Origin of the sequence: Spirosoma profusum (assembly GCF_014699005.1) — a bacterium.
GTDB classification, from domain to species: Bacteria; Bacteroidota; Bacteroidia; order Cytophagales; family Spirosomataceae; genus Spirosoma; species Spirosoma profusum.
The window spans coordinates 20,741-33,248 of the sequence record NZ_JACWZY010000013.1; the positions used below are offsets into that span (position 1 = coordinate 20,741).

13 protein-coding genes are annotated in these 12,508 nt (G+C 47.5%); 5 read left to right on the forward strand and 8 right to left on the reverse strand.

All coding sequences use genetic code 11. The features are described 5' to 3' along the window. Positions 1-109 precede the first annotated feature (109 nt). Together IC229_RS16045 and IC229_RS16050 are read left to right on the forward strand one after the other, a co-directional pair. The gene (locus IC229_RS16045) at positions 110-1,435 is read left to right on the forward strand and encodes a DEAD/DEAH box helicase (RefSeq protein ID WP_190888017.1); all 1,326 of its coding nucleotides are present in this window, start codon (positions 110-112) and stop codon (positions 1,433-1,435) included. Between the two features lie 280 nt (positions 1,436-1,715). Beyond that, on the forward strand, positions 1,716-2,132 hold the full coding sequence (locus IC229_RS16050; protein ID WP_190888018.1) for a cupin domain-containing protein: 417 nt from the start codon (positions 1,716-1,718) through the stop codon (positions 2,130-2,132). A gap of 77 nt (positions 2,133-2,209) precedes the next feature. Here the strand turns inward: IC229_RS16050 and IC229_RS16055 are convergent, their stop codons facing one another. Continuing rightward, positions 2,210-3,541, reverse strand: a complete 1,332-nt coding sequence (locus IC229_RS16055) for an MFS transporter (RefSeq protein ID WP_190888019.1) — start codon at positions 3,539-3,541, stop codon at positions 2,210-2,212. A 195-nt stretch (positions 3,542-3,736) separates the two neighbouring features. Between IC229_RS16055 and IC229_RS16060 the strand changes: the two genes are divergently transcribed. Continuing rightward, entirely contained in the window at positions 3,737-3,958 is a 222-nt protein-coding gene (locus IC229_RS16060; protein ID WP_190888020.1) for a hypothetical protein, read from the forward strand. Between the two features lie 72 nt (positions 3,959-4,030). Here the strand turns inward: IC229_RS16060 and IC229_RS16065 are convergent, their stop codons facing one another. Next, on the reverse strand, positions 4,031-4,438 hold the full coding sequence (locus IC229_RS16065; protein WP_190888021.1) for a VOC family protein: 408 nt from the start codon (positions 4,436-4,438) through the stop codon (positions 4,031-4,033). A gap of 246 nt (positions 4,439-4,684) precedes the next feature. Continuing rightward, on the reverse strand, positions 4,685-5,317 hold the full coding sequence (locus tag IC229_RS16070; RefSeq protein ID WP_190888022.1) for an FISUMP domain-containing protein: 633 nt from the start codon (positions 5,315-5,317) through the stop codon (positions 4,685-4,687). A 216-nt stretch (positions 5,318-5,533) separates the two neighbouring features. Here IC229_RS16070 and IC229_RS16075 point away from each other — a divergent pair, with 216 nt between their 5' ends. Further along, positions 5,534-6,655 (forward strand): glycoside hydrolase family 18 protein, encoded by a 1,122-nt coding sequence (locus IC229_RS16075; RefSeq protein WP_190888023.1) that lies wholly within the window; start codon positions 5,534-5,536, stop codon positions 6,653-6,655. Positions 6,656-6,769: 114 nt separating this feature from the next. Here IC229_RS16075 and IC229_RS16080 read toward each other — a convergent pair whose 3' ends face one another. Both IC229_RS16080 and IC229_RS16085 read right to left on the reverse strand, forming a co-directional pair. Beyond that, positions 6,770-7,276, reverse strand: a complete 507-nt coding sequence (locus IC229_RS16080; RefSeq protein ID WP_190888024.1) for an META domain-containing protein — start codon at positions 7,274-7,276, stop codon at positions 6,770-6,772. A gap of 165 nt (positions 7,277-7,441) precedes the next feature. Continuing rightward, positions 7,442-8,233: a 3-keto-disaccharide hydrolase gene (locus IC229_RS16085; RefSeq protein WP_223834021.1), complete on the reverse strand. Its 792-nt coding sequence runs from the start codon at positions 8,231-8,233 to the stop codon at positions 7,442-7,444. A gap of 150 nt (positions 8,234-8,383) precedes the next feature. Here IC229_RS16085 and IC229_RS16090 point away from each other — a divergent pair, with 150 nt between their 5' ends. Further along, complete coding sequence (locus tag IC229_RS16090; protein ID WP_190888025.1) at positions 8,384-9,481, forward strand: mannonate dehydratase; 1,098 nt, start codon at positions 8,384-8,386, stop codon at positions 9,479-9,481. Between the two features lie 7 nt (positions 9,482-9,488). On the opposite strand, the gene IC229_RS16095 is transcribed toward IC229_RS16090, so the two are convergent. The 3 genes from IC229_RS16095 to IC229_RS16105 form a co-directional block, all read right to left on the reverse strand. Beyond that, the gene (locus IC229_RS16095; protein ID WP_190888026.1) at positions 9,489-10,865 is read right to left on the reverse strand and encodes a DUF4403 family protein; all 1,377 of its coding nucleotides are present in this window, start codon (positions 10,863-10,865) and stop codon (positions 9,489-9,491) included. Positions 10,866-11,006: 141 nt separating this feature from the next. Continuing rightward, on the reverse strand, positions 11,007-11,471 hold the full coding sequence (locus IC229_RS16100; RefSeq protein ID WP_190888027.1) for a YybH family protein: 465 nt from the start codon (positions 11,469-11,471) through the stop codon (positions 11,007-11,009). A gap of 71 nt (positions 11,472-11,542) precedes the next feature. Next, positions 11,543-12,145: a YMGG-like glycine zipper-containing protein gene (locus IC229_RS16105; protein ID WP_190888028.1), complete on the reverse strand. Its 603-nt coding sequence runs from the start codon at positions 12,143-12,145 to the stop codon at positions 11,543-11,545. Between the last annotated feature and the right edge of the window lie 363 nt (positions 12,146-12,508).

The window sequence follows — 12,508 nt, forward strand, 5'->3', positions numbered from 1 at the left end:
CTTCTTTCAAGTTACGAAGGTAGGGCTATTCCACGAACTCGTTCCACAAAACCTGTAACCTCTAATTCATTACTAACCAGAAACCAACGTAACGTCTTACTTTTAGGGCATGATAACCCCACAGCAACAAGCGCAAATTCTGGCGAACCTCGGTATTTCGGCCCTAAACCCAATGCAGGAAGCCGCTCAGAGAGCCATTGGCCAACAAAATGATACGTTCCTGATTGCCCCGACGGGTTCTGGAAAAACCGTCGGATTCCTCCTGCCCGTTCTCCAGCTTCTTAAGCCCGATGCTACGTTGGTACAGTGTCTTATTCTGACACCAACTCGCGAATTGGCCATGCAGATTGAGCAGGTCTGGAAGAAGATGGCGACAGGTTATAAGGTCAACGTTTGCTACGGTGGGCACCCGATGGACACGGAAATAAAAAATCTGAGTAACCCTCCCGCCCTGCTCATCGGTACACCCGGCCGGATTACGGACCATATTTCGCGCCGAACCTTTTCTACAGCGGGTATACACACACTGGTGCTGGACGAGTTTGATAAATCGCTGGAGCTGGGGTTTCAGGACGAGATGGCGTTTATTATCAGCAACTTGCCAAATCTTAGAAAGCAAGTATTGGTTTCTGCTACGTCGGGTATTAGTATTCCAGACTATATCCGGCTCAACGACCCCGTTACGTTGTCGTTTTTGCCCGAAAAAGATGAGCCAGCCCGTTTAACAATCAAGCTGGTTTATTCGGAAGCGAAGGACAAAATCGATACGTTGTTTGAATTGCTCTGTTCGCTGAATTCGGAGGCAGCCCTGATTTTCTGCAACCACCGCGAGGCCGCCGAACGTACCAGTACGTTACTGACCGAAAAGGGCATCTACGCTACGTTCTATCACGGTGGTATGGAACAGGACGACCGGGAGCGTGCCCTGATCCGGTTTCGAAACGGTAGTGTCAGGTATCTGGTTACGACGGATTTAGGCGCGCGCGGGCTGGATATTCCCGAGATGAAACACGTGATTCATTACCATCTGCCGGCGCATCCGCATGAGTTTGTCCACCGAAATGGCCGGACGGCCCGCATGTCTGAGTCGGGAACGGCCTACGTGATTTTGCATCGAGATGAACCGCGCCCATCTTATCTGGACAGTTCGATTGACGTACTAGGGCTGACAACAAATAACTTAATCTTGCCTAAACCGCCAGAGTTTGTTACGTTGTACATCAGTGGCGGCAAAAAGAATAAGTTGAATAAAGTCGATATCGTCGGTTTTTTCAGCCAGAAAGGACAACTCGATAAAGGCGATCTGGGACTAATTGAAGTGAAAGATTTCAGCTCATTTGCCGCCGTGAAAACCGAAAAGGTCACTACGTTGCTCAGCCGAATAAAGGACGAAAAAATGAAAGGGAAGAAGTATAAAATCGACGTAGCGCGTTAGGTGTCAAGTATTCTTTTCGATTTGTAAACAGGGAGTTGTTACGTTAACGTGAATTGTGGTCAGGTGAACGTATTGCTGACGCGTGGGGCTTCAACAGGCTCAACCTGACAAACCAACTCGATTCAAGAAATTTAGGTAGACTGTCAGGCTGAGCCTGTCGAAGTCCCACGCGTCAGCAATACACTTAAAATCAATCGATTATTTTGTAAATCATAGTTCACGTTACGTTATTATTGCCAGATAAATCCGTTTTTAATAACACCTATCCCTTTTATTATCGATGAAAACATTACTCTTTACCCTGCTCCTGGCTCCCTGTACCTTACTCTTTGCCCAGCACGACCATGCTGCGGCTACTACCCCGTCGAAGGTTAGCAGAACCATTCTTCTTCAGCAGTTACTGAACGAAAAAGGCATCGATAATCGGGAAGTGCAGATGCTAATTGTCGATTACCCACCCAATAGTGCGTCGCCCGCTCATCGCCACCCTTGCCCAACGTTCGGCTACATTCTGGAAGGCGAACTTGAGTCAGTTTTCGAAGGGAAGACTCACGTGTACAAGAAAGGGGATACCTTTTATGAGTTCACCAATGGTCTGCATAGTTCAGCTCGAAATACGCATCCTACAAATCCCGCCAAGTTGTTAGTTTTCTTTGTTGCCGAACCCGGTAAGCCGACGTCGGTTCTTGAGAAGTAATATCTTAAAAAGGTTGTGACAGAGATTTACAGAGACAAATCAAAAACCTCTGTGAATCTCTGTGTTACATCCTTTTTTTAAGTCACCTTCAACGTTTCTGGCTGCGGCTCGTCGCTACTGGCGTTTTGGTAATTGGCTAGTAATGTTTTGTAGGCATTAGATTTCATAGCCAGCAACGTAACAATTAACCCGATGATGCCAGTAACAGTAAACAGCAAGGCGAGGCCCCTATCTTTTCCGGTGCCGAACCAGCCACCAATGAGCGCTACGCCCGCACCGGTTGTCATGAACGGAATGAAAATGTATTGCGCAATTGGCCCAATCATAAAGGCAGTAATAGGAGAAGCGGCCTGTTCAATGCTTTGCGCAAAACCAAAAACGCGTCCCTGACGTTCGGGCGGAATCAATTTCTGAACAATCGTCTGCTCAGCCGCTTCGACTACCGGAATCAGGCATAAATACGTGAACATTCCCACCGCCAGCAAGGCAATCCACGCCTGAATGGTAAAGAAAACGCAGATGGTCCACATCACTATATTGGCCAGAAAAAGGGTACGTAGCGGTTGCTCGCCCAGTCCTTTTTTTGCCACAATCAGGCCACCAATAATGAAACCCAAACTCAATACACCCCATAAAATTCCCCACGTTTGCACCGACACGAGCGACAGGCCGTAGGCGTCCATCAGCGACATGAAAACGCCCCCCAGAAAGTTGTTGAACGTATTGAAAAAAATCAGCGCAAACAGGCCGGGCATACCCTTTAAGGCACGTATCGTTCCTTTAATGTCTATATGATTGGTTTGCCCTTCCACGTGAGCGATGCCTTTTTCGGGAATCGACAACAACCATAGATGCACTAACGTCAGCACCGTCAGAGCAATTGCCAACACCAGTGTCCACGACATTCCGAGAAAGCCAATACCAAGCCCGCTGAAAATTGATGAAATCAGGAAGGAAACCCCATTGGTGGTACCGACCATGCCGTTGGCTTTATCGCGCTCATTCTCAGGAATGAGTACTGTCACAAGCGTGGATAAGGCAATCGAGCGAATGTTACCAACAATGGCTCCAATCAGCGATAAAACGACAAATGCCCACAGAATCGGGCTGGACGGATCAGAGAAAACTTTTTCGGGGGTAGAAATGAAAATAATAAAGGCGACACCGTACAAAATGAGCGAACCAATGCTAGACACCATCATGGCTATTTTCTTTTTGTAACGATCTACAAGTGAGCCCAAAAAGAAGCCAGAAAGCGCCACTGTTCCTGAGTAAATGCCGGCCATGATCGACGTAGCAACCACCGATTTGGTTTCGAGATACACCCAGAACGTAACGGCAAACCAAACAAAGTTATTCGTAAGCGATGCGGCCAGCGAATTGGCCAGAATAGCATGAAATGTTTTCATTGAGACTGAGTTTGTCTTCACCAGAAACATGGATAGCTGTTACGTAACAACGTAGCAGCATTGACGAATGTCGTTGGGCTGGCGGATCGATCCTAACTGAACGTACCAAATTCCGGTGAATGGGAATTGGTTTCGGCCGCACAATAAAACTATAAAACCTTACCCACGACGGATAAGTTTTCCCTAAAAAAAGCTATGAAACGATTCGAATTTCCGCTCCGGTTAGGGAAACGGGCTATTGGGCAGGTAGCCGTAGGGCGATGGGCAGTTGGGGCGTTGGCCATTGGTGCCGTAGCAATGGGCGCCGTGGCTATTGGCGCACTTGCCATCGGGCAGCTACGTTTGGGACGAGGATATATTGGGAAGCTGCACATCGGTGAGCTGGAAGTCGATAAGCTCACCATCCGTAATCAGTGATATATGATGTATGAAGTGGGAGGTATAATTGTTGTAACTATACATCCTACTTCATACGTCATATATCACTGATTAGGTTGGATTAACCGCTGCTGGGTCCATATAAAGTATGTTCCAGAGGTGCCCATCCAGATCCTGATAGCCGTGGCTGTACATAAAGCCTTGGTCATCAGCCTCTTCGATTGTAGTGCCTCCAGCCCCAACGGCTTTACGAACCAGTTCATCAACTTCTTCACGGCTTTCGACGGATAGACAAATGATTGCTTCTGAGACTTTTGACGTATCAGCAGTTTCTTTCTTCGTAAAACTATTGAAGAACGGCTCCACCAACAGCATTACGTAGATATCATCGCTAATTATCATGCACGTAGCTTTCTCATCTGTGAATTGCTGGTTGAACGAATAGCCAATTTTGGTAAAGAATTCGACAGACGTGCTGAGGTCTTTAACGGGCAGGTTTAAAAAGATCTTGGTTGCCATAAGTAATTGTTGTTTAATTGTTTACGTAACAAAGATACGGCGGGTGGAGCAAACAAAAGATGGCTGATTGCGACAATAACGAGGGGTATTCCGACAACTTTTTTGCGGAGTAAAATTATGCTGAAAATTATGCTTTCAGATATGGTTTTTCGCCTTAACAGATCGGGTAAATGTATCCTGAAATCCCTTTTTTACTACGTAGCCAGGTCTAAATTTAGCCTGACTACGTAGTGCTTAGGAACAACTCTAGCGATTTCTCAAAAATCGTAGATTAAAACGATAACCTGGGCCACCATTGCTGTAAAATACAATATTATGAGCTTTCCCAGTGGCATTTTCCTGAATACTGCATGTGGTTCCATCGGCAGTCCAGAATTCGCAGATGTCACCGTCCAAAGGATCATTATCCTGATAACTATACCCCGCTGGATGGGCGTTAAAGCCAGATGTATTCGTGCCTGGAATTGTACGCCAGTTGGTAGTAGACGTTAGCTTGCTAATGGCTGCTTGCCCCGTTGCTCGATGAGCCGTGAAAACAACTCCTTGACTCTCAGCAAGCGCGGTATAATCCTCTCGGGTTGGTAACCGCCAGCCTGTTGGAACAACAACAGCTTTAGCTTCATCAAATGTGTAATAATGACCATACTCAGGCTTTTCGTTTCCTTTTCTGTAAGGCAATCCACCAGGCCCTTTATAGTTGGTCGTAGTCCAGATTTGATTACCAATTGTAACTGTAGAATACTCCTTGCCACTAATAAGAACCGTTGTTGACTGAGGAGTTGGTTGTGTGTCCGGATCTTTTTTGCAGGAAATACAGGCTACTATGAATGATATAGCCATAACAACGGAGAAAATTAGTTTTTGCTGTTTGTGAAACATACTTTGCAGGTAAACTTGTTGTGAACTTATCTTCGCAAAGCAAGTGAGAAGGTCATCGCTTTAAAACACACAAACTGATTGACTGTAGAAAGTGCTTCCTGGGTTGTTAGAAATAGCTACTGAATAGGAATTAGCCTTTATGGCTATAACAATATCCTTTTATTAAACTTTAAAAGGAACTGCTTTTACAACTGGCATTAATCCGAGCAAAATTTCATGCTACGTATCTCATTACTCTTCAGTATCCTGTCGATTACGCTCCTGCTGAGCATGGCGTTTAAGCCCGGCCCCAAAACCAAACCGGTTGTTATCGCTTATGTAGGCGGGTTTCGAGGGCTGATAAACACCGATTTGATTGCCGTGGAGAAGCTGACACATATTAACTACGCCTTCGTCGATGTCAGGAAGAACCGCGCCTGGTTGCACAATCTCGCCACCGACACGACCAATCTGAAAAATCTGTATAACCTCAAGGTTCGGAACCCTGATCTGAAAATTCTGATTTCTATTGGAGGATGGGCGTGGAGTGAGAATTTTTCCGATGCGGTACTGAGCGATACCGCACGAGTAGCTTTTGCAGCTTCGGCGGTCGATATTGTCCGGCAATACCAGCTCGACGGCGTTGATATCGACTGGGAATATCCGGGCATGAAGGGCGAGGACAATGTATTCAGGCCCGAAGACCGCGAAAACTTTACACTACTGTTCAAATCCCTGCGCGAGCAACTCAACAGCCTCAAACAGCAAACCGGCAAAAATTACTACGTAACAACTGCTCTGCCCGGATTCAGCGGCATTTTCACCCATACCGACATGGGGCAGGCGCAGCAGTATCTCGACTACATCAACGTTATGTCGTACGATCATTTTACGGGCGGACCTCTGGCGGGGCATCATACGAACCTGTACGCAACAGATAAAGTCGAAAATGAACAATCGGGTGATAATGCCGTAAAACTTTACAAACAAGCGGGCGTACCAGCCGAAAAACTAGTGCTGGGAATCGCGTTCTACGGCAGGGCATGGCAACTGCAAAGCGACGACCCGGAACTGCACCCGCGCAAGATCGTGAAAGTAGAACGGGCTGGTGGTTACACGTTTATCAAAGACAGTCTGCTCACCAATCCCGTCTACAAACGTCACTGGGACCGAAACGCTCGCGCACCTTATCTGTACAATGCTAGTCTGAAGCGCTTTGTTTCTTACGATGACGAGCAGTCGGTGAAAGAAAAGTGTCGCTACGTGCGAAGGAAAGATATGGCGGGTGTCATGTTCTGGGAGTATTTCAACGATCCCAATATGTATCTGCTCAATGCGATAAACCGGGAGTTGCGGTAGTATACGACGTACCGTTACTACGTAGCGAAGAGGCAAATATTACAGGAAAACAAATATCCCCGGATACGTAATGCAAGGCATTCCATCCGGGGATAATTAGTTATCAAACGTTCGCTATTTGCGTGTAAAATACATAACCTCAGTTGGGTTATCTTTCGAGCCGACGTATAGCGTCAACTGATTCGTACCGGTAAGCTCAAAAAATTTGGCTTTAGGTAAGCGGTCCAGATATTTACTTTCGGCATTCATATCTGCTTCAGAACCACCCATCAAGGTCGAAATAATATCGTCGGTCGATACAATCAGACCTTTCTGTTCGTCCACTTCAAATTTGCCACCGTAGTGATTAATGAAACTGCGGCCACCTATCTGCATTTCATCTCCGGCCAGATTTTGAAAGCTTAACGTAGCACGGTTTTGTAGAGACGGGGTTAGCGGATCGTTTTTGTAATTGGTTAACATCCAATCGCCTGCCAGCGAGCTCATACTTGCCCGCATGGCCTGTATAGTCGGCGCTGGCGCAGTTTGATCGGGTTGAACATTCGACTGATTACAAGCGAACTGACTTAAACCGAGGGCAGCAGTGAGCAGTAGCTGCCCGGTCATTTTTACCATATTCATAGTTTTTTCTGTTTAGTGAATTACTATGTCGACAGGTTAATGACCTCACTTAGCTGGAAACGGTTGGAACGTAGCGGCAAAAAAAATGGACTTTCTGAAAGATAACTTGAATTAATCTCTCAGGTCCGATTCGTTCCTCAGCATGACAAAAAGAAAGCAGGCCCTTTAAAAATCGGTATTTGCTTCCTTGATATCCTGCTTTTGAATCCAGATGTTGCGATAGAGTACGTCGTGGCCTTCGGCTTGCAGTTTCAGGCCGCCTGGTGTATCCGTGATGCCTTTGCCGCCGTCGTTACCTCCATCAATGCCTGAATTGGGACCACCCCAAACCTGGCTGATTTTGTGGTTTTTATGGACCTTCTTGCCATTGAAATACATCGTTACCATCGCCGGTTCGGTACGTTTGCCATCTTTGAAGCGGGCCGCCCGGAATAAAATATCGTAGGCATTCCATTTGCCAACGCCGTTATAGGCGTAGTAGGGCGAAGGAGTTTCGTTGATAATCGCTGCCAGACCGTGCGACGTAGTATCGCCGTCCAATACCTGAATTTCGTAGCGATTTTGTAAGTAAACGCCACTGTTTCCACCTGGTTTGCTGATATAAAATTCGATGTGCAGTCGGAAATCGCGGAATGTTTCTTTCGTCACAATGTCGGCAGAACCGTACTTACCGCCCGCAGCCGCAGGGTCGTTTGTATTCACAACCGTACCGGGGCCAGCGGGGTCTTTTTCAATCTGCCATTTGATCGGTAACGTAGCCGCCAGCCGGGGACCTTGCCAGTACGTCCATTTTTCGTCGAGCATTTTTCGTGAGCCGTCGAACAACACTTCGGCACCTTTCGCAGGTTTGGTACCTACCCCCACTTGGGCGATGGTCTGGGTAAACGTAGCAACACCCAGCGCAACGGGCAAAAAAGCGCGGAACAGATTACCAGTTTTAGGCATATAAGACATCATGGAACAACGTTTGAACGATTTAACAAAGTATGCCCCAATAAGCCAATGAGTCGCTTCATTTACCTATGAAGGTTGCTACGTGTAGCAGTAAATCACTACGTTAATCGGGTTTTAGCCAAGTAACGAGACGTAGCAATAAACCCGTTTGTCATGAAAAACTCCCGCCGAAAATTCATTAGACAGAGTGCTGTAGCCGCCACTTTACCGTTCGCTAACGTAGCGGCTACTACGTCTGGCGAGTTGTTAAGCCGCGCGAAAGACGCTGACCTTCACATGTGTCTGGCGTATTTTTTCGGCTTCGAAACCCAGAAAATGAAGCTTTCGACGCAGATGAACGTATTGGGCGCGGTGGCTCCGGCTAGTGCGGGATTGGCGGGTTTGCCGGACGGAAAATCCTGGCAGTACGACGTATTGAAAGCTCTGAAAGATCGCTTTGCCGGAGAAGGGCTGACGCTACGTGTCATTGAAAGCCCAACGCCCCTCGATAAGGCGAAACTGGGTCTCGATGGGAAAGACGAAGAAATTGAGCATTTCATTACGTTCATGAAAAACCTGTCGAAGGTGGGCGTCGATACGGTTTGTTACAACTGGATGCCGGTTATCAACTGGTCGCGGACGAAAATGGACAAGCCATCGCGGGGTGGGGCACTGGTCAGTTCGTTCAATTACGAAGAATCTAAAAATCAGCCTGTAACTCAGTTTGGCGAGTTTTCGGCCGAAACGATGTGGAAAAATCTGGAATACTTCCTGAAAGCCGTTGTACCCGAAGCCGAAAAAGCAGGCATCAAACTGGCCCTGCATCCCGACGATCCTCCCATCGATAAACTTCGGGGCATTTCACGAATCATGACCTCTGCCGATGCTTTTAAGAAAATGCTGGCGCTCTATCCAAGCCCAAACAATGGCATTACGATGTGTCAGGGTAGTTTCGCGACGATGGGGGAGGACATTCCGACAGTGGTGAAATACTTCGGCGAACAGGACAAAATCTTCTTTGTTCACTTCCGCGACATTCGGGGCAATAAGTTGAATTTTGAAGAAACGTTCTACGACGACGGCCAAAACGATATGTACAAAGCCATGCAGGCTTACTACGATATCGGCTTCAAAGGGGCCATTCGCCCCGACCACGTACCGACGATGGCGGGCGACAGCAACGAACATCAGGGCTATAGTTTGCTCGGAAGCCTGCACGCGGTTGGCTATATGCAGGGGCTCATGGAAGCGATTCGAAAACAGCGCGGCTAACGTAGCGTCATAGCTTATTTACCCGTACGCCCACTTTCGTCTCGACCCGAATCATGACCTGAATCTCATCGGGACGTATCGCTACGTTCTCGGGTACAAATTTGAAGGACTGAAGCCCTAAGTCGGTTTTTTCACCCGGCTTACCTTTTTCAAACGCTTTACTAATCTTCTGCGGAAGTTGCTCAATCTCATTACCCAAAGAGATAGTTACCAACTCGCCCAGTATCTTACGCAGACCTGCGTGCCAGAGCGCACCCGTATCTTTAGACAGTAAACTTCCGGTTTCGGCGTCAAAATCAAGATTGTTGATACGTAACGTATTGCTGGCTGTGTCGAACATCGGGCGTCCTTTCAGATACACAAGGCCATTTAAAAGTCCATCAACTTCGGCTTTGATAATCAGCGCGTGTTGCCCTCCGTAAACCGTAGCTCCTTTCAACGTAACGGTGCCCAACGCCATTTTTTTTGGTTCTCGCTTGATGTTAAGCGCCAGCATCCGGTTAATATCGACATACGGAATCGCACTCAATACGTGTAATTCCGATGTTGAATCAACTTTTTCCCGTTTCTGCAATTGGGGCAATGGCGTTTCCAGATGCGACGGCGTTTGGGGCTTCACTTCGGTTTTGGTGTTGAAGGCAATACGTAAATGTGTAGTTAACGACTTGGCGTTTCCTGTTACATTACTAGCTGCCACACTAACGGGTTTCGGCAGGAGCCACAGCCCAAACTCCTTGTTGATGAGTAATGGTTTCTGCAAATCGCGCCAAATTGGCCGGACCATCCGGTCGAGCCGTAAATCTTTGTAAAGCGCTGAATCAATGGCGGTTTCAATGGATGACTGGAAATTTTCAAGAATTTTCTGCGCCATGTTTGTCAGCGAAATATCCTTCCCCAGCAGCCGAATATCAGGTTCTTTTATCCAGCGATATTCCGCGAATTTTGTCCGGCTGGCGAGTCGCCAATTTGGCGTCACCGAAATTGGCGATTTAAAACTGACGTGTAAGGCGCTGAATTGCTTTTTAGGGGGCGTAGTATCCTTGCTGAACGGTTTCGTCAGCCACATTTGCAGGGGAGCCGACAAGCTTATCTGGTTGTCAGCGTATCGCACCTGCACCGGCCCTGTGCGTTTTACCCGAAATGAGATAACTCCTTTGTTCTCGCCGTTTTTAGAGCCTTTCCCAACCAGAACCGGGTCGAGTTCGCGATTGATTTTATCCTGCAATTCTTTCAACTGAAACGTAATAGAGCCAGCTACGTAAGAAACTCGCTCCTGAATTGGCGGGTCGAATCCGATGGCTTCGGGAGCGCGGGGTTCCTTTTTCTGACATTGGAGCAATAGCAATGACAGACCAGTTAAAACAGGTAATATCAATCGTTTCATGAATCAGGCGTGTCGCAATGAATGGTTATAAGCCCTAACTCTGGTTCCGCTACGTATGTTTTACCAATTGGCAAACAGCCTTATAAACGTATCGCCCCGCAACCAGCGTTGGCTACGGGGCGATACGTTTATGGTAGAAGGTTACTGTTTTATCTGCACAGGCAAGTCTTCCAGTTGGGCGTAGCTGAGTTTCCAGGCATTATCGGTTCCTTTTTTCCAGAGCAGAATAAAGTTGCCTTCGCCATATCCGCGTGTTTGCTGACCTGTTTCGGGAAGTACATCGACTGAGAACGTACCGGCCTCGTATGCCGTCTGATTGTCCGTAGCTGAACTTACTACGTTCGTTTTCAAGTCGTTGAGGCTGGGTAACGTAGCACGCACCCATTTTTCGGCTACCTCCGATTTACCTCTGAAGTGCGTTTCGCCCTGGAGGAAGTGAACGTCTTCGGCCAGAAATGAAATAATCTGGTCGGAGTTTTTACTGTTCCAGGCACCAATAAACTGTTGATTCAATGCTTGAATATTAACAGCTTCTTCCTGTTTCACGCAGCCTGTAAACAGAGCCGCCGACAGCAGGGTATATAGAATTAGTTTCGTGGTTTTCATGACAAAAGTTGGACAGTGGTTGAATTGAGTAACGCGACTCCGACAGCCAGAGTCTGTCGGGGTCAAACGTATTACCAGCTTTTACGTCTATATTCCGACGTTGGATAAGCGGTGTTTTGATCGCCATACGTAGGGTTCGGCAGGAAAGGCGCATCTAAAGCTAACGTATTAGCCGCCAGCATCGCGGGTACAGGCGACGTAGCAGTTGCTGGAGAAGGAGTTGGTTGTACGGCAGCTACGGTACGTACCGGCGTATTGGCTTTAGCATGAAGGGCGCGTTCGCGTTCAACGGCGGCTGCAACAGCCCGATCACGTTCGGCGGCAGCGGCTTCGCGTTCCTGTTCACGGCGAGCGATGGCTGCTTCCCGTTCCCGTTCGGCAGCGGCTTCCCGTGCCCGTTCGGCGGCTGCTACACGAGCAGCTTCTTTGTTCTTATTGTCTTTATGTTTGCCGATGGCATATCCGGCAGCTCCGCCTACGACACCGCCAATCACGCCACCGACTACCCGATTTCGTTTGTTGATAATGGCACCTGCTGCACCACCAGCTACGCCCCCGATAACAGCCCCTTTGGTCTGTGGTTTCCAGCCACGTTGCGCCTGAACTTCGGTTGAAAAGCCAACTACGAGGCCCGTCAACACCAGAAGTGCGGTAAAAGAATGGAACGTTTTCATCGTCTTTTTTCAGTTAGGTTAAAACTTGCATTAACGATAATAAGACAAGGTTTGGCTAGAAAGGTTTAGTTGAAGAGTGCTTGGGAAGGCTTGGCTACTACTAGAAATTGGGCATGTTAACTCTTGAATTGACACGTATCACCCCCCTGTACTAACAACATAATAAGCGCATTCAATCAACCGGTTTAACGGTTAAGCGCGAGTAAAAACCGTTAAACTGGTTCTCCTACTTTTTACTTTTTTCTCTTTACCCATGACTAAAGCAGTGGGCTAAAATTTTTTTCAAACCATCGTTGCGAAATCACTTTAAACCTCGCACGATGGTTACGAGTAACAGCTAATAGGGTAAAGCTCGACGCACTA